The sequence below is a fragment of the Paenibacillus sp. QJM3NY_38 genome, from assembly GCF_056173265.1.
The window spans coordinates 168,531-192,903 of the sequence record NZ_JBWBUJ010000002.1; the positions used below are offsets into that span (position 1 = coordinate 168,531).

A 24,373-nucleotide genomic window follows, 5' to 3' on the forward strand; every position below is an offset into this window, starting at 1 on the left:
GGATAAGCGTCTCATTCGCCCTCTACTAATCTGAAGTAGGGGTGACGTAATGGTAGAATTCAAACAATTGGTTGGGGATCAAATCCGCAGCATCCGAAAGCTTAGAGGGATGACGCAAGAGCTGTTGGCGGAGCAATCCGGCTTAAGCTATAGCTATATAAGCGACGTGGAACGAGGAACCCGTAATATATCACTCGAATCATTGGGCAAGATCATTGGAGCACTCGGAATCAAGCCTGCCGAGCTATTTGAGATTGCAGATGGAAATACAAGGCATCCTGATGCAGATGAGATTCAGAACAAGATCAGGACTTTGAACACATTAATAGCTGATCGCAGCTTGAATGAGGTCAATTTCTTGCTCACAATGGCACGCGAATTCCTGAACGCTATGGATCGCAAGGGACGTTAATACTAGACGTAATTCGATAAAAGGCCCAATAGGGGGAAAAATCACATATATTTTCCGGGGGTACCACCCTGCATTATTTGCGAGGGGGTGGCCTGCCGTTTCATGCCCCACCCCTCTTGTATAAAAGACTTGATATCAGTCGGTTACCGACAATGATCCAAGTCTTTTTTCATTATGAAACCAAGGTTAATTGGTCATCGTATGCATCTACCATAACCGAATGAAAGGATTGCGATTAAATGAATCAGATTGGAGAGCAGTTACATGTGATGTATCTGGAATACTGGAACCGGTTAAAGAGTGCTCTAGCGGATGAGAACGTCGACCTGCATAGCTTGTCTAACCCCTTCCTGATCGATGCAGATGAAGCTTATCGAGAGGCTCCAACCAAAGTACTGTTTGTAGGGAAGGAGACAAACGGTTGGGGGCAGTACACCGAATACATAAATCGAGAACCGGAGGAGGCAGTCTGTGACTTGCAGAATGATTACATCCGGTTCAGGCAGGATAGTAGATGGGGACATACTCCCTTTTGGAGAGCTTGCAGAACCATCTACGACAGGTTAAATCCCCACGGCCCTAAAGACGGTTATATGACCAGCAATCTGATCAAGTTCGATCAGAACAGGACAAGACCATTACCCGAAGTTGAAGAGATTATCTGCAACCATTTCCCGTTGCTTCCTCATGAGATTAATATTCTTAGTCCTGATGTAGTTCTCTTTTTCACCGGGCCGTATTATGACGACAGACTGCAACGAACTTTTCCCGGGTCGGTTCTGAAAGCTGTCGATGACATGCCGCTCAATCTGATATGTCGAGTTATCCATGATAAGCTGCCGTATCACTCTTATCGTACCTATCATCCGGGCTACTCGTTACGTGGAAACAATGCGAAGGTAGCAAGGTTCAATCCAGTAGTTAATGCCATCGTCAACCGTGTACAACAATAAAATACTGATTTTCAGCGAGTCAGGGAGCGATCCTTGGCTCGCTTTGTTTTTTATACCGCTATTTCACTTGAAAGGAGGTGAATCTACATGGTTATGAAAAAGGGATTGCCGGAAGACGTTTCTACCGTTCTAAAGCAGCTCGTCATGAATGGACACTTCAGTATGGCTGGCCACGTTCTTCTAACCTACTGCCGCCGAACTTATGGTGTGGATGAAGAAACTGCCGCTCGCTGGACCGCTGTCTACTTTCAACGCGAGTTTCCCGGGCAGCTGCAACGTCACCGGAAACGGCTGGCGAGGGCTTGAGGAAGTGCGACTTCGGGAGAAAGGAGATTGAAGAGATGACTTATGAATCATTCAGGCGTAACAGCCAGAAAGATTACCTCGGATTCTGTGAGAAAAAAGGGTACATCTACTCTGTGCCATTGGATGCAGGAAAGTATGCTGTTGTTGCACTTCGAAATGGACAGGTAACGGTTCTGATTACTTACACCGTCCAGACCTCCCCGATATTCATATGAATGGTGGGGCTGTCGAAAACAGCAAAGATTCAATTGAGCAGGAAAGTCAGTTCATACCGTTCATTGCAGATAAGCCGTGCTGTTGTATCGACAGGAGGGTTATTTTAGTTGCCTTGAAAGGAGGTGAGACACATGGAGACCATACAGGAACTTCTGGCCAGAAGAAGCTGGTTGACATCAACAATGCGGATGATGGATCGAAACGCCAGCTTTGACACTGAGGAAGGCAGGGAATACGCTAATACGCTGGTCAGGCTGGTCATGATTCAAATGCAAATTGAGGCCCAGGAAAAAGAAAAAATCGCCCGCAGATAGAGACGGAGCGATTAAGAAAAAATACGTTGTCATCATCATAATTCAAATTTATCTATCACGCAACTGGAGGAGCCGCCGCGGCTTCTCCTATTTGCATATCTATGGAGGTCAATCACATGAATGTATATGAAATGCCGTCAATCAAAACGTTGTTTGCTGAGGCACTTGCCGAAAAACCGAACTCCTATGTTGTTGATCAAATCTTTGCCCGCTTTCCTTCGCTGACCGATCTCATGAACGTCACGGAGCAGGAACTGACCGCCATCAAGGGCATCGGTAAAGTGAAAGCACGCCAAATCATCGCCGCTCTGCAACTTGCTCAGAGATTGAATGTACCTGTTTACAGTCATCCGCATGTTATTCGGTCTCCCAAGGATGCCGCTGACTTGCTGATTCCTGAGATGCGGTATCTGCAACAAGAGCATTTCGTTGTTCTGTTTCTCAACACCAAGAATCATGTCATTGGCCAACCGGAGACGATCTCTAAGGGTTCGCTCAACGCAGCCATAGTTCATCCGCGTGAAGTATTTCGTGCCGCAATCAAACGATCCTCAGCCTCTATTGTAGTTTCGCACAACCATCCAAGCGGAGACTGCACACCGTCACATGAAGACATTAAACTCACGACTCGTCTGGTCGAAGCCGGTAATGTTACTGGCATTGAAGTACTCGATCATATCATTGTAGGCGGAGACCAATTCATCAGTCTCAAGGAACGTGGTCTTATGACTTCCTAAACAACGGATATTGAGCGAAACCCCATTCACAGCGGCTTGCTACTGGCCGCTGTGTCCCTAAATCATCAACTTCACACTGGAGGAATATACGTATGAACAACCATCAGAAACAATTTCAAGCAGCAACGAGCGAAAGCAAAGTCGAACTTAACCCGCAACAAGCAATTTCAATCACGCCAGTTGTTGTCCTGCAACACACAACCTTACCAGACGCTTCGAGGAAGCTCGTATGTGAATCGGATTACCGGAATGAATCGTTTGAAATCGTGGTGCTGAAGGACGCTCCGTTCAGCGGACTGCGGTATAAATTCAGGTTCATCCGGGAAACAATCGAACAATTGAGCGGCTGGAAGGTATATCTGTTCAAATTGTACAAAACCGAATCAGTCAGTGGTGGAATGTTTGCAGATAGACGGAAAAAGGAATTGTACATCAATGCAGATTTATTGCGAATGCCTCTTCGGGCAATAGCCAGACTGATTAGCAGCTTGCCCGGTTTGCTGTCCGTATTATCAGAACGAGTGAAGTCGACCGTAGACGGATTGTACAAACCAAGCAGGACAAAGGTTCTCCGAGTGAACCAACAAGCTACTGTGGTGCTCACAGTAAGTGAGAATGGTCTTTGCTTTCCTGCCCATTACGCCTTTTCTGCGGATGAACTCTTCGTTCATGTATCAATCAACGACAACGAGGTTTATCTGCGGTTCGACAATGGATGGAGGATGTTCTGTCAGACCAATCTGCCGTTGCCGTTCTACGCCTATAAAACTCCCATCGAGATCAGAAATCAAGGCTACACCATCCCGTTGCCTCTTGATGTTTTCTATGAACTGAAACGTAATCAGAAGGAGCTACTGTTTACGGTATATGCGGTTTAAAGCTTGCATATATCCTGCACCAGCAATCGGAAAGGCGGCTCGCTTCGCTCGCCGATTAAAGACCACCCTCTCCGCTCCCTGAGGGAGAACGTAAAGGGTTTTCACCCTTTACAATCCCGTCACTCGCCGTACGGCGTTCCTCAGCTAACGCTGAGAACAAGCAGGAGTGTTGGCTCATGCATCGCACAGTCAAGGGTAAAGGCTTCGCCCTTACGGCCCTTGACTGGCTTCATGCGACTCATTGACCACAACTTGAAGGAAGTACTGGGCCGCTCGCTTCGCTCGCGGCCCCCTACATGCCTACTCATGTCTCATTAACATAGCTTCTCTTCCGTCCATATTTCTCTTTACCAGCAGACCATCCTTGAAGGTCTCCGGTATAATGCAGATTTATCGGGTTAAAACGAATGCCTCTGTAAGTTATCGTTTCTTTCCGGCTCCATGTTGCTTTTAGTACCGGAAAGATTTTGCTCATCATATGCAAGTGCGGTGACATAGACAGCCATTGGTCGAGCTCCCCTTTAAACAAAGCACCGACATCAACCAAGGGATGCTTGAATGCTTCGTGCAGTTTCAGCTTTCGCTTCTCTGCCTTGTTCAATGTCATGTAGGCTTCCTGAAATGTTCCGTATTTTTTTATGCGTCGCATAATCTTGTCCTTACCGCTAAACTTGTCGATATCAACAATGACAATGTGTTTCAAAGCATCACTATACTCATCCAGCAAAAATCTCGTCAAAGTTGGCCTTGCGTGCTTACCCCGCCTTTTTCTATGTTTCTCAAGGCGAATCCACTCTTCGTCATCACGTTCTTGTTCCTTCGCCTTATCGTAAATGATGACCTGCTGGCCCTTTTTACTGCCGAACATAAATGTTTGGTCAAGGTCATTATAGTTTCGCGGCGGCTTCTTCTGATAGCCGACGTAGGTACGCTTCGCCAACTCCTTCGATGTCAGAAACCGGAGCCAATCATGCTTACCGTCGTTGTGAGCGACATATGCATCGAGATGACTGCCGATAATGAAGTCGATCAAAGCAAGCACATCATCGGGTGAGAGTTGATGCTTCCAAGGGTTCAACATGATGGATGTCTTTGGAGCCTGCGGATTTGCTTGTATCCACTGTACGCTGAACAAGTCATGTACCAGCCTGTATCGGTAAAAAGTTTCATCATCGTCCGTCTCGAATCTTGCGGGCCGAATCAGGTCAACGAATGCTTGGGTCGGCGGCTCATCAGAACAAACGATCAGCTTGTCGTAAGGACAGTCAAAGTACTTCACTTTGCTAGTGGATTGAATGCTTTGAATAATCGGCACTGTGCTCAGCAACTCCAACGCCCTTTGCTTATTGTATAGAAACATGCAATGTTCACCTCGAATATAAAGAGGGCATGAAACCTTACAGGACAAGGGTTTGAGCCCTCTCGCTTGTCATTCTTGTACACCTGTTGTTAGAGAAACACTTCCCGCTGAGCTCTTCACGTCTATTGTTTTGGTCAACAGAATAGCAAGCTGTCTGGTGAACTGCTCCTTTTTGACTTGCTTCTCATAATAGAGCCGGAAGGGCTCATCTTCCATCATGTTCAGATTAATGTCTACAGGTAGAATGTAGTTCATGACAACCTCCAGTATTTATATTTAAGTATTCGTACTTATTTACAAGCAATATATCATGGTTTATACTGACTGTAAATATTACCTGCTCGAAAGGACTGATCCGGTTATGCCGCGTCGTACATTAACACCCGAAGAATTTGAGTTTCTTAAGTCAACTGATCTCGGTAGCCGCCTCCGCTTGTTTCGGAAGGAAATCGGCAAACTTCATACAACCAAAGCATTCACCACCGTTGCAATCAGTGAACGCATTGGCGTCAAGCATCAGACGATCATCTCCATTGAACGCGGTGATTCCAAGAAGCCTGCCTATCAATTGATGCACAAAATCACACAAGACCTCGGACTGCCATTCGAGGCCTTGACTGATGATTTCTATGAAGGCCCATTCCGTCTGGTTGCCATTGGTGAGCCTACGGGCAATAATGACAATTTCTCAGAAGCCAGAGAAGAGATTGCTCGAACCTCCGTCATCGGTGCCGTACTGTATGAGCATCGAAGCGATAATACCGTCAGACTCATTCATGATCTTCGCTCATACAGACCGCTGGACAAGCCTGAGTTTATCTCGGCTCTTGCCCGGCTCATCAGTGAGTTTCAGGCAACGGAAACTGTCGAGAAGCTATACACTCAGCCGCATCCGGTTATTGTTGCATCCGAGTTGTACAACGCTTTGGCAATCTACCCTCAAGCCTATCCGTCTATTCCGGAAGATGCATGGATAAAAGCACGTAATGAGCTTATAGCAACCTATCAACCCAAAGGAAATAATGAAAGGAGCTAACACCCTATGACTCCTAAAACCAGAGCCGCTCTGTATGCTCGTGTAAGCACCGAAGAGCAAGCCAAGGAAGGATTCAGCATCACCGCACAAATTGACGAGATAAGAAAATATTGCGAACGCAATGATATTGAGATCGTGAGCGAATATATTGATGAAGGAAAAAGTGGAAAAAGCATCGCTGGCCGCCCACGAATGAGAAAGCTGCTAACAGAGGCGGGCCAGAATAAATTTGATATTTTGGTCATTTACAAGATTGACCGTTTGGCCCGCAAGTTGAAAGATGCTTTGGAGATTAGTGACACCTTGGAGCGGAACAATGTCAGACTGGTGAGTTTAAGTGAGCAGATTGATACAACAACTCCATTCGGAAAGGCGTCATTCCAGTTTCTCGGCTCGTTTGCCGAACTGGAACGTAACACGATCATCGGTCGTGTGAAGATGGGGATGGAGCAACGGGCCAAGGAAGGACGGTACAACGGAGGAAAAACACTAGGCTACGACAGCATGAACAAGGAGCTTGTCATCAATGAGAACGAAGCCGTCATCGTACGCAAAATCTTTGATTACGCCAATCTGGGGATGGGCTTCAAGGCCATTACCCGGCGGCTTAATGAAGAGGGCTACCGGTCGAAAACAGGTAAGCCGTTCAGTACAAACAGCATCAAGACCATCCTCAACAATCCCATGTATATTGGAAAGATCAGATACAATCAGGTTGTCGATTGGGCTGAGAAACGCCGCAAAGGGAAAAACCCGGATTTTCTGATGGTGGATGGTATACACGAGCCGCTGATTCCGCTGGAGTTGTGGAACAGCGTCCGTAACAAGCTTGGAGAACGCTCCTACAAGCCCTCTCGCTCCCATCAGCCCTACATTCTCAGCGGTCTGCTGAAATGTCCGGTTTGTGGTCACGGAATGGTTCCAGCTCGCTCCAAAGGAGCCAAAGGGCAATCGTATCGTTACTATACATGCGGCCAATTTCATAACAAGGGGAAAACGGTATGCCGCTCCAATAGTATTCGTGCGGATGTAGCCGAGAAGCAATTGCTTGAAGAACTTGTCCGTGTTGCCTCCAGACCGGACATTGCCCGACAACTGGCGGACAATATCAACAAGCTTCGATCCGGTGCGGAAGCCCCATTACAAGCAGAAAGGAAGGCCATACTGGATGAAATGAACAATGTGGGCAGGAAGCTGCAAAAGCTTAAGGACAACCTGATGAATGAACCCGATCTTGTACCGGTTCTCAAGTCCGAACTTATGAAGGCTTATACGCAACATGAGCAGCTTCAGGAGAATCTCAAAACGGTGGAGGCACAGATCGCCGAAGATAACAGCACGCCGGTAGATGCAGACGCCCTTCATCATTTGCTGATGCACATACAGGACAAGGTGATGGCGGTAGATGCAGAAGCACAGAAAGCCCTCTTGCGTCTAATGGTCGAAAGCATCCAGATCACCCCGGAAGCACCCCGGGGCAAGGGACGGCAGGTCAAGGCCATTCATCTGCACTTTGACTTTACGATTGATCGTATCAATCATAATTCCTTTGATCTGCTTACCCGCCTCGCGGCGGATGAGTCATACAACTACATTGCTCCTGTTGAAGCGTGGATGCTGGACTCATGCAACAGCTTGTCCGGTGAAAACCGAAGGGATTCCATCATGGAGTCCCTTTCTATTTTACCCTTAAAGGCGATACGGTTCAGCGTGTTTGATCTTCAATTATCATGTCCGTTAGCTTAATGAAATTGCATGGGAACATAGTTAGATACTCATCTAATCGGGAATCGGTACAAGTTCTTGTCCTTGGCTCGGGATAAGAACTTGTACCGATTAAACAAAAAAGCCGCTAAATTAGCGACTTTCTATGGGATCATGTTCTTGTCCCCCGACATTTATGGATTGTGTCACAAATAGAAAAGCAAATTGCTAAGCCCATGATGACGATAAATATAAAGGGGTGTTCTCCCAAATTAAGTGCGCCTAATCAAAAGGAGAGAGTACTATGAAAAAACTATTAATCAAAATTGCAGGAATCGCCTTAGCATCAGCACTTATGGTAGGTATGATGTGCATCAAGACACCAAACGCTCAAGCCGCGATAACTCAATTTCCCGATGTGAAATCGACCCACTGGGGCGCTAGCGCCATTACCAAAGCCGTTTCCAAAGGCTATGTCGATGGATACGCTAACGGTACATTTAAGCCAGACGCCAGCGTCACACGCGCGGAATTCTTGAAGATGGTCGTCTCGGCCCTGGAACTTGAGACCACGCCAGCAAGCGGTAAATGGTACACGGAGTACGTTGAAGCCGCAAGCAAAGCAGGTCTTTACTCATCCGCCGATTTCAACGATAACGAAGCCGCTTGGACGAAAGTCATGACACGTGAAGAAATGGCCCGCGTTGCAGCTCGTGCGATCGGAGAAACGACAAAAGAAGATGACAAATGGATGTATCTCGCTACGAAAGCCGGTCTTATTAATGGTGTCGGTATAGGGCAGATCGCTCCGAAAGGGCTGACCACGCGTGCACAGGCCATCGTTGTAATCGAACGAATTCTTTCCAAGAATAACGGCACTGACCTCCACGTCGATAAGTATGCGGTCGGCAGTGCTGAAATCGCATGGCATGGAACAAACATCTTCACCGTGATGCCGGAAATGTGGGTAACCACGGAAGCCGATCTGAGACAAGCTAGAAAGGCCTCGGTCGAAGAAATGTGGAAAGAAGAACGTATGACCATCACGTCAAAAGACGGACTGTATCAAGGCAAGCTAGACGCACTTATCGCCATCGACCTTTCCGATCCCAATGACCCCAACCTTGAGTTGATAAAACCGATCAATACGCTCAAATGGTTCAATAACCATCCTAATACCAAGAACCACCTAATGGTCAAAGACCAAAAAAACAGTTACGTTCTCTATTTCAAAGGGGGAACGGTATTTAACAAAGATACAAAAAGATATAACCCTGATAAAAATCTGCGATTCCTTGTTCGTGGATTTGAAAGTCCTGATCGCGATGCCTTTTTCAATAAAGGTGTGCTGAATTCAACAGCCAGACTTTACCGTGATAGTAGTTATAGCCTCGACATACCTGGCGTTATTATCCCAAAAACCGGAACTGTGCAAAACTATAGCAATTTGGAAATTAGGATACAAACACCAGCAGCTGCTGGATTCTGGTTCAGTGAAATCGTCCCCCTCAGTCTGCGAGGAACTCGCGACGATGCCTAATGCTACCCGAGTATTTTATTAGGTGGTTTGATCGGCATGCATTCGGAATTCATACTAAAAAAAAGACCTACTCCCACGTCTTAGCGTGGAAGTGGGTCTTATTTTGAGTTTAACGGAATCTCATCTATTAATTCTGAACCTGTATTCTTAACGTTCCCTACTGCAACAGAAACTGAATAGGACAGCATGTTGGCTGTAGGGAAAGGAGATAATAATTCCTGAAGCTTTTCTTTATCTTGTACATCCGGATCCAGCCAGATGTCTGCTTTTTTATAATCCAAAATAACCGGCATTCTATCATGAATATTTGCCACCAAGTCATTTGGTTTCGTAGTAATTATGGTACAGCTGCGCAGTGTCTCTCCGTCCGGATCCTTCCATTCGTCGTACAAACCGGCAAAGCCATACACGCCCTTTGATTTGATCTGGAATCGATAAGGCTGCTTTTTGTCCTTCCCTTCTCTTTTCCATTCATAAAACCCGTCACTCGGAATAATAATACGTTTCGTGGTAATAAGATGTCGAAAGGCCGGCTTAGATTGTATCGTTTCAGCCCTGGCATTAATCATCTTATAACCAATTTTAATATCTTTGGCCCAAAATGGAACAAGCCCCCATCTATATCCATCCAATACCCTTCTTCCGCTGCTTCCATTTATGACAGCGATCGTTTGAGAAGGCGCTATGTTGTAACGCGGTTTTAACTCATACTCGACCCTGCTCACATTAAAATGATCGACGATTTCATTTTCGTTAATAGTTAGGGTAAATCTTCCGCACATCTGATATCCCCCCATTCTTATTAATATATTATCCAATATCACCGATAATTAACTTCCACAAAACAACAGGATTGTTTATACGCATGCTCTCGGTGAAAGGTGAGCTCACGTTACGGCCCCCTAGTTGCTGGTAGTGGAAACATCGGTGGCTCTGCATGTTGAGGTGGCTCGTTGTACATGAGGATGAACGTTGAGTCATCGCTCACAACCTGGAGCGTCAAGCCGGGATCTGCGACGATCGAACGGGTACCGTCAGACTCTACAGAGGTAGAAATGCATAAATTACAGCTCTTTTTGGATTATAAAAATTGAATATCAACAAGCCATTTACGTATTTGAGGGGTTTGAATCCTGCCCAAAGCAAACTGAATCATTTTATCGAGATCTTTTAAGGTTAGTCCATAGTCGGCTAAATCACCTCGGTTGAAACGAATATAATAATAAAGTTGCTTTGCTTCTGCTTCCGAAATTGAGCAGTTTTTTAGCATTAGAATGCTTCCTGTCAGGTCAAAGTCTGGATCCGCGTTTGCAGAATCAGTTGTTGGAGAGGTGAACCTCGATCGTTCCGTTGTGGGTTGCCGAACCTCAGCTATTGGATTCGGCTGTTCCATATAGCCTTCATTAAAAGATGTTAAACGCTGCCGGCGTTCTTCAACTTTAAGGATCAGATCGGAAGCGAATTTTGTTCGTTCCTTATCCTCTTGTTCCACATCGCTAAGGAGTATTTCATCTCGGACGATGAGGGCATGTGAAATACTGAGCTGATACCCTCTGGTCAAAGAAAAGGCACGATATGGCGTTTTCTTCTGATCCAAAATTAAACGATGCACTGAAATCGTAATGCTATCTTCCTTGGAGTGAACATAATATAAGCTACGAACATCAAAGTTCAAAGGCGCATGCGCTTGATAGCCAAACAGTGCGGGGATATTCACGTCAGGGAACTCCTCAGATAAATCTTCAAGCAGCTGGTCCCATTTGCTATCCTCTGCCGTTTTCATCGTTAGTCCATACTCAGCTTCCCATAGATGGAGCATATTATGATCACTATCCTCAGCCAACTCCCGGTCTTCTACGAACCAGATTGTCTGGAGTCCTCGATCTCTAAAGTACTTCGTCCGCCTATTGATAAGCTGAACAACTTTATCGTCACCAATTTCGTGCACGTTAGTAATAATTGAAACTGCGAACTCCCTGCCGTTGTTGTTGATATAAATGTCCGGATAATACCTCCATGACTCCGGCCCCTTCTCTTTGTACCCATACTCAACTTTTAAATCAGATTTGATTCGCTCTTGCCCTTTTAGATCCGTGTAGATGATCTCTTTAATAACTGAGTGCTTCGTATTCTCTCTGCTTACTTGAGCCTGGTAAGAATCATAAGCTCGAGCCAGTTGACAGGTTTTCCCTCGGGTATGAGCAAAATGAATATCCCGGATATCGCCAGCTCGTAACCGCAGGTTTGCCATACAGAACGGACAGGTTATGGTTTCCTTCTCCGCATATTTTCGAAATTTCTCAATTTCGGAATCCCGCTCCGCTGCACTGTTTATTATTGTCTTGATATTGATCAGTTTCCCCAAATATAACCCTATGTCCATACTGAGCCACCCTTGTAGAATTATCAAATTTCGTATTTGGATCAGCATCCACTGAAGAAAGACGACTATTTCAGTTCAGAAAAAAATCACTCTAGTTATTGCCTATTATAACTCGCCGATTCGTGTAGATCACTATAAAGCAAAAAAGCCGCAATAAGCGGCTTTAGCTTTTATAGAATAATCCCAGTTAAAATGTATAAGTTTCTTTGGCTCCTGCAGGAAATACACCTCTAGCTGCTTCACGAACATCTACCACATCACCTGGCTGAAATTTAACCAGTTGATCAAATGGAAGCGGGGTCCAGCTACCACCATTTAGTGAATACTCTGCTACACTACTTGTGGTCCAAAGATAATCGCTGCCTGGAAATTGCATGTGTACCTTTGAAGTGAATAAGAAGCTTTTGGCTGGGCCCGGAGGCAAATATTGCCCTCCTCTTTCACGTAGAAGAACGTTCATATCCCCTGGAAATTCCGGTGGATTTTGTTCATCGAAAGTGGTCCAAGTGGCACCATTATCAACTGAATACTCCAATGCAGAAGTGGCATAAGTCGATTCAAAGGTATTCCTAACATCGTTGTGTGCGATATACAAATTGACAACATCTACAAAAGAAACGGTCGTAATAAATCCAGCAGGCACCTGGTTTACTGGATCTGCTTTTACCCGAATACTGACAGATACATCACCTGGGAAGGTAGGTGGATTTCCTTCATCATAAGGGGACCAAGTATTTCCCCCATCGACAGAGAATTCCATACTATCATCGGCGCCGATAAGGAGGTTCCTTATTTCGTCTTTACGAACATTAGGGCTAGAAGGTGTTGGAGGTAAAGTATCCTCCAACGCCATAGAGATTGCTAATGTACTTGTTCCATTCTTCAAAATCGCTCGTACAAATAATTGATTTGCTCCTGCAGGGATCATTGTTCCATGCTGCAAAATATACACGTTCCCTGCTTGTTTATCAATATTAGAAATGGTTGAGGTTGGCTGGCCATCAGTTCCCCAAAGAATTTCGTAATGATCTACGACATCGTCCACTTTACCTGGCGTCCAGATAATTTCACCACCGATAATGCCGGCTTGATTATCAGAATCAACAAAGCGAATGCTGGTTGGAACCATAGAAACGGTTTGGTACGCTTGCTCGTATGCAATGTTAATTTCTTCAATGCTTGAATACTTCTTGAATGGATTAAGAGCACGTTGATTAATCATAGATTGGGCAATTTCTATACGAATAAGTTCATGAAGTTCTTCGTATTCCGCTTTATCTATCGATAAGACAGATGCGTAAGACCTTAATAACCCTTGCATTATAAGAGCATCAGATGTACGGTTCATCGCCCTGATGGCATCGGCCTCATAACTAGATGGAGCGGGATATTTTTCATTTACTGCGGCAATGATTTTTTGGACATCAGCATAGGTCAAGTAGTTATCTGATTCGGATAACGCTTTTTGATATGCCTTTGCATTGAAATCAATTAGTTCTAACTCTAGCTCGAGTGGGTGCGGGTAAGCTTTTAGAACATGCAGCACGTCATCTGCTTTCGTAGGATCTTCTATATTGCCCGCTTCAATGGACAGTTGTTTAGTAATGAGTCCGATAACATCCTCTCCACCATATGAACCATTTCCACCAAATGTTTTCTTATAAATTGTACCATCGGTATGTGTATCCATGATATATAAACCATTTTCTTCATAAGACCAATCGATATAGGATGACTTTCCATCGCCAAGTGTGACGGTATCAAAATTTAGATTTAAGATAGGCATATCAGGAATCGATAAGTCCCAATTGATAGATGTTATAGGAATGTGTCCAAATCCGTAATTTCGTAACCGGCCACTTTTAATAATTGTAGCGGGATCCAGTGTGTTGGTGATTTGTGATTCTAACTTTCCAGTGAACTGAATACGGATTTGAGATAAATTAGATTTTGGGTAGGGTAAGACGTAAAGTGAGTTGGGATGATAATTCAAGATGTAAGTGAGATGCACAACATTTGACTCGACAGTTGTACCAGATTCTTTGAAAAACGCCCATATTCTGTAGCCTTTGTCTTCCTGCATTCCATCGAGCTTATATACAGTTTTCTGGTTAGCACTCACGGTGAATTCCCCGCTAAGTACAGTATCGTAGCCCGGCAAACTACCGCTTTTAATTTGGTCTTTGTTTGGAAACAGAAAATCAATATCTGACGGGATCGCCAAGTAATAAAAAGTTCCCGTTTTCTCGCTTGTTACAAGTACGTCCGCAGATGAAGCATTTCGGTTTTGATAACTGTAGTAAAGTAGCGGGTTACGGTTTGTTGGGTTAGTTGTAGGTGGTGGAGACTCAGGGTTAGATGGACTACCTCCCCCAACTGAAGACCCTGAACCATTTCCGCCGTCCGTAGAAGGACTCCCATTCTGACCGGCATTGGTAGTGTAGTCTGGATTGTCAACTTCGTTAATTTTCGCTATTTGGGATTTAACAGTATCATAGTTTTTAATTACTTGTTCTGGAGAGACTCCAGGGGGTAAAACGATGCTTTGAATGGGCACATTCGATGGTAGTGTGATTTTTGATTCTATATCTGTAATGGTTAACTTTCCGATGGCGCCCTTGTTAAGTATCGAAATCTCACCAGATCCCTTTACTGTGACGTTATCAAGAACACCATTACCTGATACAATGGTTTCGCCCGACCCCGCGTTTAGTTCTAAGTTATTGATATGTGCTGCTAAATAAACATAGAAAGCACTTTCTTCAACTTTCACTGTTTGATACGTAATTGATTCATCACCCCAAAGCCCCGATTCCCTGGAGTTAATGTTTACCTCTTGAACAACTGTCTTGTTAGTTGCTTCTACCCGGACACCGTCCTTGCTAACCTCCATGCCCTTTAATGAAGATTGGTCAAATACGACGGTATTTTCATCGCCTCCTCTTACAAAAGTGCTTCCTTTCACAGTAACTTGTTGTGCATAAAAATCATGTTCGAGTTCTTCACCAATTTCCAAATTACCATTGATGTTAAAATTTTTAATGGTTATAAAATCTGCCGCAATCTTAAGATTGCCATCAATGTTGGCCTTGCCACCATCGAGTATCAGATTCTTGGAGAATTCAGCTTGGCCTTCTCCTGCAGCGCTACCTGAAGTGACGATATCTAGTGACAGTATTTGTGTTATTTGTCCGTTATCCGCAACAAAACGAACACCCGCGTTTGTTAAAACCGGAATGTTGGAATCTTTAAACAAGGGCTTCAAAGAGTCCACTACGGTGTAAGACGCTTCTCCGATCGTTACGATACCATTCTCTATTCGTTGAATGTTTTGAAGATCATCATTGTCTGAATTGATTCTAACCAGAATAGTAGCAAGTTCCTGGCGGAGAATAGGCTTCTGCGGTGAAAACCTCTCATTACTCCCAATCATTAATCCGGAGGAGACAACGGTTGCTACAGATTCCTTTGTCCAGGAAGATATATTGCCGGAATCCTTAAAAGAAGAGATTGCTGTTTCTACTTTATTCGACTTATCTAAACCCGCTGCTCTAGCCAAGACGGATGCCATCTCTTCACGAGTAATGTTGTCTTTAGGGCGAAAAGCTCCATTGCTGTCTCCCTTCATCCATCCTTCACGTTTTACTGCATCGATGACATCAGCACTCCATAAATCCTTAGAAACATCAGAATATGCAGAACCTGAGTTAGCCTCAACAGGTAGATTGAATGCCTTTGCAAGAGCAGCAGCCACCTCCTGACGTGTCACGGCCTGAAGTGGTCTGAATAATCCTCCTGGATCTCCAGTCATCAGCTGCTTATCCTGTGCTTCTTGAATCAATGAACGCGCCCAAGGAGATGCATCACCTAAATCCTTAAATGTTGTAAAGCTATGGCTAGAAGCGGCGCCTGCATTAGAACTCATCACCGTACTAATCGCAAGTGCGAGGGCCCCAACCCTAATTTTTTTTTGAAATGTCATGATTAACGAAATTCCTCCTATCAGACTATGTCGTAATTCCTACTATCCTGTAGAAATATATTCCAAAATACCTATTAATCATATTATGTATTTGGAATTGTCACAATAGATATTAAGAAGAATTAGGAAAAATGTTAGGATCCAAAACGATGAGGTAATGACGTGGGATTTGCCTCCTTTTTTTTACGCTCATGTTATAATTAAATTGCGTTAAATTCACATTTAACGCAACTTCGATTTTAAACGATTGAATAGGTGTGATTTGATGAAGTATGCGGATATTCTTGAGCACTATGAACGCGAAATAAACCTTTTTTTGGTATATATGAAGGATCGAGAATATTCTTTAGATACTCAAAAAGGTTACCTCCATGATATAAAACATTTTCTCCTGAGTTTGAATTACAAAGCCATTGGTGATGTTTCGGATATTGATGTTATGTACTATCTAACCCAAGTGAGAGAGACAGGGGCAGGCGCCAGGTATCGCAATCGTTGTCAATCTGCCATTCGCTTGTTCTATAAAGTAATGATTCGTTTTAAGGTAACCGATCATAATCCGGCGATGGATATTGAAAAGGCGAAAGTCGAGAAAAAAAGACAACCAGCCTACCTTCAAAAACAATTTCTTGATGCCTCTCTGGAACTCATTCAAGGAAGATATCTAATAAGAGATGTCTCGATAGTTGCCCTAATGGCGTATGCTGGACTTCGTGTTAGTGAGATCGTCCGTTTGAATATACCTGATTACGACAGAGATAATTCAAATATAGGGGTCTTGGGTAAGGGGGGCAAATGGAGGTATATCCCGCTGCCAGTCGAATTAAACCAACTTTTAGCAATGTATTTGTCGGAACGAATCAATCCCTGGAATAGCAAGGATCCTGCTTTTTTTGTATCACAGTTTCGCCGACGGATTAGTAAGCGAATGGTGCAAACCATCGCTGAAAAGACGCTCGATGCTCTAACCAAACAGTACCCACAAATTTCCGGATTACCCTTATCAGCGCACAAGTTCAGGCATTCATTTGCCACAGACCTATTACGTAATGGTGCTGACCTTCGAGCTGTTCAGGAGTTACTCGGACATGAGGATATCTCTACAACGCAAATTTACACGCATGTTATGGATGAAGCAAAGGAACGAGCCATGAACAAAGTGCGGCCATCGATCCCTGCTTTTACGTCACGGAAGATAAACCAAACGAATTAATGTTAGTGAAGAACCCAATATTATGTCTTTCTAAAAGAAAATTATATAAGCGCCTAAGTAAGGTTAAACGAAACCTTAGGCGCTCTACGTTTTGCCTCTTTAGAGCAGAACCACAGTCGAATTCTTGGCGCCTTTGCTACCTCCGGATCGTTAAGGGGCCGACTGCTCATACTTGATTTTCATATGTTGATATCGAACCGTCAACTCATCCACCTTCCTACTCTGCTCCAGCAGCACATGGTTGCTGGATAAGGGAACGGATTGCTCCAGTGAAAGTTTTCCAAGCTCGTTTAACTTTCGCCGCTCCTCCTCCAGCTCCCCTAACAATTCATTCACCCTTCGGCCCTCCAGTTCCTATTTAAAGTCCTCTATATGAATACACTCAGAATGTATGTTAAAAACTACCTTTTATAGTAAGTTTAAACCTCATTTAAGTCAACTCTGTACTTCACCATAATAGGAGCTGTAAACTCATGTTCTATGGGAAGAAGAGGTGACTATACATGATGATTGTTTACGATAAACAGAAGGTAGGACAGCGCATTCGCAAGCAGCGAAAGGCTTTGGGTATTACACGTGAACAATTGGCTGAACAGGTTGGGAGAGTACCTCGATTTTGCGCAGATATTGAACGTGGGACTGCTGGGATGTCCATTGAAACGATGTTAAGCATTTGTAACTTACTTAAGCTTTCGCCCAACGACTTGCTTTTAGATAACTTACAGGATAAAACTCGTGATGAAACCGAATTAATTCTAGATGCACTCAACCATTGCACAGAGAAGCAGCGAAAGGATGCCATTGCTCTATTAAAGTTGTTTTTGACAGCGATTAAATAACCCTTTCCAGGTATGCTAGACTGAACGAAGCTCCTTCCACGCCGAATTTCAATTAACTATCCAAACCAATAGAAAAGCAGCCGATCCATTTGGACGGCTGCTCTATTACTAGTTAGGATTTTCTTGAAGTGGTGTTTTACACAGTGATTGAAACCGTGAGCGTTTCAACGATGCAGTTATCGTCTGGAATGGTCTTACCCCTCTTAAGCATTGACTCGATCTCCATCGCAATCAGATCACGCGCATTTTCGCGTACTTCTTCAATGGTGTCACCTTTTGCGCCAAGTCGAAGTGCCGGGATGTATGCTGTATAATCCTTCTCTGCTTTGTCTTGTTCAATCATAATAATAAAACCTTGGTCGTGGAACGGTTGTGCCATTTCGAAATTCTCCTTCCAGTATGGTTATGAATTTAGTAAGGTGTCACTTTGGACAACCTAATTGAAGAATGGAAGTGTTAGCTATAGGTATCAGCATAACAATTCCATGCTTCTCAAGGCTATCCAAAGTCAAATCACTGACTTCAGCTGCTCAACCAGGTTCCCTTTATAGAATCCTTTTACAATTTTAAGTTCACCTTGCGTGGTATCGCAGACATACAAGCGATCTATCCAATGTTTATCGCGGAGGTTGGTCATGCTCTGGAGCCAGTCTCTTTGAAATGTGATCACCTCATCCAAATTGTTCAACGGTATTAAATGAGTGCCACAATCGTAGACATACCAGGCAAATACTCCTCCATTGGACGACTGAATTATTTTAAGATCATGTAAATAAAAATCAGATTGGAATTTTTTATTCACGATCAAGCTTTTAACTATGGACTCCATCTGTTTTATGAGCTCTGGATTCATATTCTGTTTCGGTCTTTCTGTAAAAATAGTCCCCACTGTTTATTCCTCCTTCAAAGTAAATGATTCAACGATTTATATAAAGTTGGCTATCGTGAGTTGGGATTCGTTCACAAACTCAGAAAGAGAGAGTGGCTTGCCCCTCTTACTCTTCATGGTGTGACCAAGATGTAATTCCATACGCTTCAGATACTCCCAATCTTCCGGATAAAGTTGAGCGACTCGCTCCATTTCCGAAGCGGTATTGAATATACAGAATCGACAGCTGCAGCGTGAAGCCCATTGATAGCATGGATGGAGTTCGATATCATGGTTGGCGGCCAATTGCTTAACCTGGGATTTGAGCATATCCTTAATAGGTCTGAACCAGTGCACTTCACGTTTTTTACGAACAGTTGCATGTGCAGGATGATACTCAAAGAATGTCTCCTTGGCTCGATCGGATGATTCCTCAGAACGTTCCCCGGTAAGCATTAGTATTTTGCAGTTATCGAACTGACGTACCCATTTGGCGTAGACATCCCGCTTGGTGTAAGAGGTACAAAACCTACAACTTTTATCCGGGAACATCTTTCGGTCACGAATACGCTCTTCTAGTGATTTTTCCCCCCATATTACGATTAATGGGATTCCCAGCTTCTGACTTGCATAGCGCAAGTATTCATCCGTCTGCGGCCAATCGAAAAGCTGCTTCTTCTCTGGATCGCCATCAACCCGCATATGGACCAGTACCATCTTTTCGGTTGGTATTTTGTATCCATATTTCATGATCAGTGCGAGTGCAAGCGAGTCTGCGCCGCCAGAAAAATTAATGTGATAGGAGTCATACTGGTCAATGGCATACATGTCAGATGGTAGCGAGGGAAGCACGAATTCATCTGCACTCACTCTTTTCATCGAATCAGATATTTGATCGTAAATCGTCTATAACCTCCCATTAGGCAATAAAAAAGCCATGGAAACACAAATAAGACACCAAAGGTGTCTATGTCTCCATGGCAAATAAAGCCGAAATATTTATTAACCGAAAATCGGTTGACTCTCTCTTTATCGAATCGTCAACGACAAAGAAAAATCTGAAAAGCATGTAATACTATATTTATAGCAAAAAGGACAAATCTCGTCAATTATTCCTAAAATATTTTATGGATTAGCGAGGGAAGAATTTCTTCTTCCCCGCTAATTTGAACTAAGAGGTCTCTTGATCTTTATTGCTCAGTGATTCTAGATCTAGCACTTCATCTACAAAGATAGGACGACAACCACCAGTTCTCGCAGAAAAATTTGATACGTGAACATGAATGGTATTTGAGGCGAAGAGCTCGTTCATAACTGTTGCAATATGCATGGCAGCATGCTCATTCGCAATCATACGTTGTGGTTGATACGGTTCAGTGCCGCAGTTGTGAGATGGAGGGATTGCGTCTTGAGCATTGATTGGGTATACCTCGTTCAGTGGAGGCAAGATCACCCTTCCCTCTTTCTTGAGCCCTACGACAACCTGACCTGAATATCCACTCTCAACATGTCTTTCAAATTCATCACTTGTCCATTGGTCTTGAGGTCGGCCATCTGCAGGAAGAAATACTCCCTCGATGCCGGCATCAATGTAGATGATATCGTCCGTTTGATTGAAATATTCGTTCATAATATTCCTCGAATAATCGTTATCTACTGCTCCTATAAGCACCTTTTGGATTAATTGGGTTCTCTTGTGTCGGTAATCCGTTAAGGAGAAAAGTTTTTCTATTTGCTCGACCGACTCAACATAAGATTCTGGATATGATCCCAGTTTCAGCCCATAAGTACCACCGTATCGCTTGGCCAGAACCTCGGATTTTTTAAGTCCAATATCTGAAGATATAAATGGCTGCCGTAGAATGTTTTTTTGTTCCACGGTATCCGGATCGGCAATCATAAGAAAGGAGCTTACTTCCGAGAACGCACTCATCATTTTCGTGAGACGTTGCACTGTATACCCACCATTACCACCTGCACCAATCAGTACGATGTAGTAGTATAGAGATTTGTATGTAGGAGTCAGCTTAAGAAGATTGACCATATTTATTGTCTCCTTTTTATACGAATTTCACTTTATTAACCCAGTCATTGGGATATTCTACGAAGTCCATCTGATTGTTGAAACGATGGCTTCTCAGATCCCCCTCAATAAAAACCTGAGGGTCAAGAGGGATAAACTTTCCAGCCATTCCAGCCCGCGTTCGGATATCAAAGAACACTTTGCCTGCTTGCCCTCTATGAATTTTACCGATCACCCCGTACAGCATAGTCCCGACTTCGTCGTTATCATCGATCGAACTGAAATCCGCTAGCATTGTGTTATGCGAGTGGATCTCGGCAACTTTGATCATATGCCCGGGAAAAAAGGTGTAATTCGGATCAATCGAAGTTTTGGTCACGCGTTGATAAGGGACATCCAGGATGTATCTCTCATGTACAATATCAAAATAAAACACACCCATGACCTCGACATTATATTCTGTATAGTCCATAAAAAAGGAAACAAGTTGAGCAAGAAGCTGCGTAGGGATCCTTGGTAACTTAAATTTGAAGCTAGATCGACATAGCTCTCGATATTCAGACATAGGCAATTCAGCATCAAATTTCTCGAAACCTTCCCAGTCACATAGTTCTTCAAAAGAAGACTTTCCTATAAAGACTCCAATTGGATTTTCGCGTATTTCATAATACCCATCTTGAGCAGCCAGGTAGCTTATAGGCTCCTGGTGCTCGATTAGTTCTTTGGCGGATGAATAAAAGCCACGGGTACCATTAATGAAATATGCACCCTTTTTTCCACCGGTTACCATTGGAACGATGATATTCTTTTTCTCGTCCCATTCCATTTTAGTCCGTTGTTTCGATAGCTCGGGATAATCTTTTTCAAGCCGTTTCCGGACTTCTTCGAGTTCAAGTGTTGCCAGCTTGTCCACGGAGAAGAATTTTGTGATCGAAAGGTTTAGACCTGAGTAACAAATGAAAGTGGTTTGATTAAAAACAGGCTTTTTCACTTCTTTCTTAGCTGTGTTCGACGGCGTTTTGATGTCTGATTTGGGTATTGAAGTATTCCCGCTTTCGCCGGCGAGCTCGCGCATGTCCGCTTCGCGCTCCTCATCTCCTTCCTCTTTTAAAGCCTCTCTCTCCTCTTCATCTAAAGTGTCATTATTTCCACCAGACGCCACAGAATTATTGGCATCAGTACAGGCATCTGGAGCGGGGGAAGATTCTTTTTCGCGTCCTTCCTTCCCCCTGTGCTGCTCCAGGGAGATTAACTTGGATGAATTCTTAATGCCCTGATTATTTTCGGCCGGAGCGGGCACTGTGCTACCTGGCAGATCACTTTCCTTTGATTCCGTCAAACCTGTGGTTCCCGTTTCCGACGATCCTTCCGCTTGTATTCCATTTTTCTCATCGTTTTGTTGAAGAGGATCTACAAAGTTACCACCAAAGTAAGAAAAAAGATCACTCTGACCAAAAAAATCGTTCGCCATTTCTATTCCTCCTATTGTCTATTATTATTGAGCCTAGTGCCTACACTTCCAAACCAACGATGCGATTAAACCATTCCTGAAGCGTAAGGTTTGTAGGTGCGAGATATTCTTGCGGAAAATCTCGACCTTTGATCTTGGTCACCAGTTCCCGATAACTCATCTTGCTTTTATTGGCGTCCAGGTAGTAACAGTCCGAGTTCGGAGAGTTGAAGAACAATTCCGGAAATGTAGAGAGTTGCGAGAATCGCTCTATATCCGGCAACTGCTGTCCACCCCAGCAAACTTGATAGTTATTTTGAACGTTTGTGTAAGGATAAAAAAAGACCATCGATTCCTCATTAGGAATGATTTGGTCTTCCAATGCCGCAAGATATACATGGACGATTGCCCATTTCTTTTCACGTACCTGAAGTTCAAAGCCGAATACCAGTCTCGGAAAAGGAACGTCCTCCAAGGTGGCTTCATGATAAAATGCCTTCCTGGTATGAGGGGACACTTCCAGGAACACAAACCTCCGAGATTTTGTCAGTTCAACATAGTGGAGTGAGCCTCTTGGCATAACAGGTGTTCGTACCATTCCGGTTTCAAGCGACTGCAGGATCGCACCGGCGACTGCCTCGTGGGTGTATATTCCTTCGCCGACCTTCACGCCGTTGGTATATTCCTCAACGATCGGAAGTGCGTAATGATCCCGAATCCGGATAACCAATTCATTTCCCGTCCTACCTTCGTCACTGTGAACTGTGAGCACCTGACTCATGCAACTTCATCCTTCCTATTTATGGTCTCCTGGTTAAGAACATGGGTTAGTCTTGTCAGCATCATATCGAAAGTTAATGCGTCTTTACTCTCCATTATCAAATCAGCATGAAGATATTCCATGATCTTTGCAAAAACGATATCTGTCTTTTCACCGTTGCCAACGTCTGGAACGGATCCAATCCTCTCTTGGACCTGTTTTAACAATAAAACATTACGTGCACCGTTTTGGATTTGATATTTATAATCACGAATAACTTGCTGTACCTCTTGCCGTATGTTCAACAAAACCTTAAGAAATGGAGACAGAATGCCATAGAAGCCGGTTAGGGTAATATGGATGCAGGAAGTGGCTACTAATCCATCCATATTGAATTCGAGAAATTGGCATTCCTGCTTCAGCATTTTGTTGAACTTAGCAGCATAGTGATCACTTTTCTCTTTATCAACGATAGCGAAAAATAGAGCCATTTCCGGAAACGAGATCCGATATGTACTCACTTCCTCCCAGTGTTGATTTAATCCTTCGTACGTCTTCCTTACATCGCTAAATGCTCGTTTAATGCAAGTGATGAAGATAGGATATTGATCTCCCCAATCATAACAATAGTAATTGATTGGTTGATTCACGATATCACACCCTGCATCGTGAATCATCTTCAACATGACAAGAGCATCGTAGGTTGCCTGCATTTGTCCGATCTGCTCGGAACAGAAGTAGGATTTCTCCATTTTCTAAACCACCCTTCAAAAAAATTGAACTTCCGAGACTCGATTTTCAGGGGCAGACCGTTTAAGTACGGCAATAAGATTACAACTGTGCAAGTATTGGTGAATGGCATTGTCTTTGTTGACATTGTCAGTGCCTTCCTCAATGTGTTCATAGGATTCATAATTCATTGCATGCTCTAATGCCTCCTCAGCATCTGCAAGCGAAAATGAATTCCAGTCAACATCCTTGCTGTTGTCCGACTCATGTGCTGCCTCAATCGCACGGAACAGTCCAATTGAAGGTGGTGTGATGTTGCTCTGCCCCACCGATGGGACTTGGTTCAATGGGGGGCATGGTAGGATCTCTTTGAGAATATCCAGGTTGATACGCATTTCTATTCCTCCTTGTTTTGGGCATTAAAAAAGCCGTTGGAAACAAAAAAAGACAAACCAACGGTTGTCTCTAGTTTCCAACGGCTTATTGTAAGCCTGATTTTTTGACGGCAAATTGCCGCTACTCCCTCTCTTCACCGAATTATAGACGGTAAAGAAAAATACTCAGTTACTCGTAATAGTGAAAGTATAACACACTGAGAGATTCGAGTGAAGTGTTCCTATCATTGAAGATGATACAATTATATACCATTTCATAATTTGATCCAGAAAGA

Annotated in this window: 25 protein-coding genes; 11 read left to right on the top strand and 14 right to left on the bottom strand. The window is 43.8% G+C overall.

Annotated elements, in window-relative coordinates; translation table 11 throughout:
• Positions 1-49: 49 nt before the first annotated feature.
• The 6 genes from AC0VZ8_RS34515 to AC0VZ8_RS34540 all read left to right on the top strand — a co-directional run bounded on the left by AC0VZ8_RS34515 (position 50) and on the right by AC0VZ8_RS34540 (position 3,816).
• On the top strand, positions 50-412 hold the full coding sequence (locus tag AC0VZ8_RS34515) for a helix-turn-helix domain-containing protein (protein ID WP_475487841.1): 363 nt from the start codon (positions 50-52) through the stop codon (positions 410-412).
• A gap of 239 nt (positions 413-651) precedes the next feature.
• Positions 652-1,365 carry a hypothetical protein gene (locus AC0VZ8_RS34520; protein WP_475487842.1) on the top strand — a complete coding sequence of 238 codons (714 nt, stop codon included), beginning with the start codon at positions 652-654 and terminating at the stop codon, positions 1,363-1,365.
• Between the two features lie 87 nt (positions 1,366-1,452).
• Entirely contained in the window at positions 1,453-1,671 is a 219-nt protein-coding gene (locus AC0VZ8_RS34525) for a hypothetical protein (RefSeq protein WP_475487843.1), read from the top strand.
• Positions 1,672-2,018: 347 nt separating this feature from the next.
• On the top strand, positions 2,019-2,201 hold the full coding sequence (locus AC0VZ8_RS34530) for a hypothetical protein (protein ID WP_475487844.1): 183 nt from the start codon (positions 2,019-2,021) through the stop codon (positions 2,199-2,201).
• Positions 2,202-2,317: 116 nt separating this feature from the next.
• Complete coding sequence (gene radC, locus AC0VZ8_RS34535) at positions 2,318-2,938, top strand: RadC family protein (protein WP_475487845.1); 621 nt, start codon at positions 2,318-2,320, stop codon at positions 2,936-2,938.
• Between the two features lie 92 nt (positions 2,939-3,030).
• On the top strand, positions 3,031-3,816 hold the full coding sequence (locus AC0VZ8_RS34540; RefSeq protein ID WP_475487846.1) for a hypothetical protein: 786 nt from the start codon (positions 3,031-3,033) through the stop codon (positions 3,814-3,816).
• A gap of 304 nt (positions 3,817-4,120) precedes the next feature.
• Here the strand turns inward: AC0VZ8_RS34540 and AC0VZ8_RS34545 are convergent, their stop codons facing one another.
• Both AC0VZ8_RS34545 and AC0VZ8_RS34550 read right to left on the bottom strand, forming a co-directional pair.
• Positions 4,121-5,176 (bottom strand): hypothetical protein, encoded by a 1,056-nt coding sequence (locus AC0VZ8_RS34545; RefSeq protein WP_475487847.1) that lies wholly within the window; start codon positions 5,174-5,176, stop codon positions 4,121-4,123.
• A 69-nt stretch (positions 5,177-5,245) separates the two neighbouring features.
• Positions 5,246-5,431, bottom strand: coding sequence for a hypothetical protein (locus AC0VZ8_RS34550; protein ID WP_475487848.1), 186 nt, complete (start codon positions 5,429-5,431; stop codon positions 5,246-5,248).
• A 106-nt stretch (positions 5,432-5,537) separates the two neighbouring features.
• On the opposite strand from AC0VZ8_RS34550, the gene AC0VZ8_RS34555 reads away from it, so the two are divergent.
• The 3 genes from AC0VZ8_RS34555 (at position 5,538) to AC0VZ8_RS34565 (ending at position 9,456) form a co-directional block, all read left to right on the top strand.
• Positions 5,538-6,212, top strand: a complete 675-nt coding sequence (locus tag AC0VZ8_RS34555) for a helix-turn-helix transcriptional regulator (RefSeq protein WP_475487849.1) — start codon at positions 5,538-5,540, stop codon at positions 6,210-6,212.
• A 6-nt stretch (positions 6,213-6,218) separates the two neighbouring features.
• A complete protein-coding gene (locus AC0VZ8_RS34560; protein ID WP_475487850.1) occupies positions 6,219-7,958 on the top strand; it encodes a recombinase family protein in 1,740 nt (579 codons plus the stop codon).
• Positions 7,959-8,220: 262 nt separating this feature from the next.
• Complete coding sequence (locus AC0VZ8_RS34565) at positions 8,221-9,456, top strand: S-layer homology domain-containing protein (protein ID WP_475487851.1); 1,236 nt, start codon at positions 8,221-8,223, stop codon at positions 9,454-9,456.
• 98 nt (positions 9,457-9,554) lie between these two features.
• On the opposite strand, the gene AC0VZ8_RS34570 is transcribed toward AC0VZ8_RS34565, so the two are convergent.
• From AC0VZ8_RS34570 to AC0VZ8_RS34580, 3 genes are all read right to left on the bottom strand, one after another.
• Positions 9,555-10,238 (bottom strand): SOS response-associated peptidase, encoded by a 684-nt coding sequence (locus AC0VZ8_RS34570; RefSeq protein WP_475487852.1) that lies wholly within the window; start codon positions 10,236-10,238, stop codon positions 9,555-9,557.
• A gap of 299 nt (positions 10,239-10,537) precedes the next feature.
• Positions 10,538-11,839: a competence protein CoiA family protein gene (locus tag AC0VZ8_RS34575; RefSeq protein WP_475487853.1), complete on the bottom strand. Its 1,302-nt coding sequence runs from the start codon at positions 11,837-11,839 to the stop codon at positions 10,538-10,540.
• Between the two features lie 187 nt (positions 11,840-12,026).
• Positions 12,027-15,821 carry an S-layer homology domain-containing protein gene (locus AC0VZ8_RS34580; protein WP_475487854.1) on the bottom strand — a complete coding sequence of 1,265 codons (3,795 nt, stop codon included), beginning with the start codon at positions 15,819-15,821 and terminating at the stop codon, positions 12,027-12,029.
• Positions 15,822-16,086: 265 nt separating this feature from the next.
• Here AC0VZ8_RS34580 and AC0VZ8_RS34585 point away from each other — a divergent pair, with 265 nt between their 5' ends.
• Complete coding sequence (locus AC0VZ8_RS34585) at positions 16,087-17,034, top strand: tyrosine-type recombinase/integrase (RefSeq protein WP_475487855.1); 948 nt, start codon at positions 16,087-16,089, stop codon at positions 17,032-17,034.
• 150 nt (positions 17,035-17,184) lie between these two features.
• On the opposite strand, the gene AC0VZ8_RS34590 is transcribed toward AC0VZ8_RS34585, so the two are convergent.
• Positions 17,185-17,370 (bottom strand): aspartyl-phosphate phosphatase Spo0E family protein, encoded by a 186-nt coding sequence (locus tag AC0VZ8_RS34590; protein WP_475487856.1) that lies wholly within the window; start codon positions 17,368-17,370, stop codon positions 17,185-17,187.
• Positions 17,371-17,537: 167 nt separating this feature from the next.
• On the opposite strand from AC0VZ8_RS34590, the gene AC0VZ8_RS34595 reads away from it, so the two are divergent.
• The gene (locus tag AC0VZ8_RS34595; RefSeq protein WP_475487857.1) at positions 17,538-17,873 is read left to right on the top strand and encodes a helix-turn-helix domain-containing protein; all 336 of its coding nucleotides are present in this window, start codon (positions 17,538-17,540) and stop codon (positions 17,871-17,873) included.
• A 136-nt stretch (positions 17,874-18,009) separates the two neighbouring features.
• Here the strand turns inward: AC0VZ8_RS34595 and AC0VZ8_RS34600 are convergent, their stop codons facing one another.
• The 8 genes from AC0VZ8_RS34600 to AC0VZ8_RS34635 form a co-directional block, all read right to left on the bottom strand.
• A complete protein-coding gene (locus tag AC0VZ8_RS34600) occupies positions 18,010-18,252 on the bottom strand; it encodes a type II toxin-antitoxin system HicB family antitoxin (RefSeq protein ID WP_119851366.1) in 243 nt (80 codons plus the stop codon).
• 129 nt (positions 18,253-18,381) lie between these two features.
• Entirely contained in the window at positions 18,382-18,762 is a 381-nt protein-coding gene (locus AC0VZ8_RS34605) for a hypothetical protein (RefSeq protein WP_475487858.1), read from the bottom strand.
• 36 nt (positions 18,763-18,798) lie between these two features.
• Entirely contained in the window at positions 18,799-19,611 is an 813-nt protein-coding gene (locus AC0VZ8_RS34610) for a phosphoadenosine phosphosulfate reductase domain-containing protein (protein WP_475487859.1), read from the bottom strand.
• Between the two features lie 301 nt (positions 19,612-19,912).
• Positions 19,913-20,785 (bottom strand): ThiF family adenylyltransferase, encoded by an 873-nt coding sequence (locus AC0VZ8_RS34615; protein ID WP_475487860.1) that lies wholly within the window; start codon positions 20,783-20,785, stop codon positions 19,913-19,915.
• Between the two features lie 16 nt (positions 20,786-20,801).
• Positions 20,802-22,235: a hypothetical protein gene (locus AC0VZ8_RS34620; RefSeq protein WP_475487861.1), complete on the bottom strand. Its 1,434-nt coding sequence runs from the start codon at positions 22,233-22,235 to the stop codon at positions 20,802-20,804.
• Between the two features lie 40 nt (positions 22,236-22,275).
• Positions 22,276-22,995: a hypothetical protein gene (locus tag AC0VZ8_RS34625; protein WP_475487862.1), complete on the bottom strand. Its 720-nt coding sequence runs from the start codon at positions 22,993-22,995 to the stop codon at positions 22,276-22,278.
• Entirely contained in the window at positions 22,992-23,726 is a 735-nt protein-coding gene (locus tag AC0VZ8_RS34630; protein ID WP_475487863.1) for a hypothetical protein, read from the bottom strand. The genes AC0VZ8_RS34625 and AC0VZ8_RS34630 overlap by 4 nt, the downstream gene beginning before the upstream one ends.
• Positions 23,727-23,741: 15 nt before the next feature.
• Positions 23,742-24,098, bottom strand: coding sequence for a hypothetical protein (locus AC0VZ8_RS34635; protein ID WP_475487864.1), 357 nt, complete (start codon positions 24,096-24,098; stop codon positions 23,742-23,744).
• Positions 24,099-24,373 lie beyond the last annotated feature (275 nt).

Coding starts and splice junctions, on each gene's coding strand:
- AC0VZ8_RS34515 (WP_475487841.1), top strand. CDS start 50: ATGGTAGAATTCAAACAATTGGTTGGGGATCAAATCCGCAGCATCCGA.
- AC0VZ8_RS34520 (WP_475487842.1), top strand. CDS start 652: ATGAATCAGATTGGAGAGCAGTTACATGTGATGTATCTGGAATACTGG.
- AC0VZ8_RS34525 (WP_475487843.1), top strand. CDS start 1,453: ATGGTTATGAAAAAGGGATTGCCGGAAGACGTTTCTACCGTTCTAAAG.
- AC0VZ8_RS34530 (WP_475487844.1), top strand. CDS start 2,019: ATGGAGACCATACAGGAACTTCTGGCCAGAAGAAGCTGGTTGACATCA.
- radC (WP_475487845.1), top strand. CDS start 2,318: ATGAATGTATATGAAATGCCGTCAATCAAAACGTTGTTTGCTGAGGCA.
- AC0VZ8_RS34540 (WP_475487846.1), top strand. CDS start 3,031: ATGAACAACCATCAGAAACAATTTCAAGCAGCAACGAGCGAAAGCAAA.
- AC0VZ8_RS34545 (WP_475487847.1), bottom strand. CDS start 5,176: ATGTTTCTATACAATAAGCAAAGGGCGTTGGAGTTGCTGAGCACAGTG.
- AC0VZ8_RS34550 (WP_475487848.1), bottom strand. CDS start 5,431: ATGAACTACATTCTACCTGTAGACATTAATCTGAACATGATGGAAGAT.
- AC0VZ8_RS34555 (WP_475487849.1), top strand. CDS start 5,538: ATGCCGCGTCGTACATTAACACCCGAAGAATTTGAGTTTCTTAAGTCA.
- AC0VZ8_RS34560 (WP_475487850.1), top strand. CDS start 6,219: ATGACTCCTAAAACCAGAGCCGCTCTGTATGCTCGTGTAAGCACCGAA.
- AC0VZ8_RS34565 (WP_475487851.1), top strand. CDS start 8,221: ATGAAAAAACTATTAATCAAAATTGCAGGAATCGCCTTAGCATCAGCA.
- AC0VZ8_RS34570 (WP_475487852.1), bottom strand. CDS start 10,238: ATGTGCGGAAGATTTACCCTAACTATTAACGAAAATGAAATCGTCGAT.
- AC0VZ8_RS34575 (WP_475487853.1), bottom strand. CDS start 11,839: ATGGACATAGGGTTATATTTGGGGAAACTGATCAATATCAAGACAATA.
- AC0VZ8_RS34580 (WP_475487854.1), bottom strand. CDS start 15,821: ATGACATTTCAAAAAAAAATTAGGGTTGGGGCCCTCGCACTTGCGATT.
- AC0VZ8_RS34585 (WP_475487855.1), top strand. CDS start 16,087: ATGAAGTATGCGGATATTCTTGAGCACTATGAACGCGAAATAAACCTT.
- AC0VZ8_RS34595 (WP_475487857.1), top strand. CDS start 17,538: ATGATGATTGTTTACGATAAACAGAAGGTAGGACAGCGCATTCGCAAG.
- AC0VZ8_RS34600 (WP_119851366.1), bottom strand. CDS start 18,252: ATGGCACAACCGTTCCACGACCAAGGTTTTATTATTATGATTGAACAA.
- AC0VZ8_RS34615 (WP_475487860.1), bottom strand. CDS start 20,785: ATGGTCAATCTTCTTAAGCTGACTCCTACATACAAATCTCTATACTAC.
- AC0VZ8_RS34620 (WP_475487861.1), bottom strand. CDS start 22,235: ATGGCGAACGATTTTTTTGGTCAGAGTGATCTTTTTTCTTACTTTGGT.
- AC0VZ8_RS34625 (WP_475487862.1), bottom strand. CDS start 22,995: ATGAGTCAGGTGCTCACAGTTCACAGTGACGAAGGTAGGACGGGAAAT.
- AC0VZ8_RS34630 (WP_475487863.1), bottom strand. CDS start 23,726: ATGGAGAAATCCTACTTCTGTTCCGAGCAGATCGGACAAATGCAGGCA.
- AC0VZ8_RS34635 (WP_475487864.1), bottom strand. CDS start 24,098: ATGCGTATCAACCTGGATATTCTCAAAGAGATCCTACCATGCCCCCCA.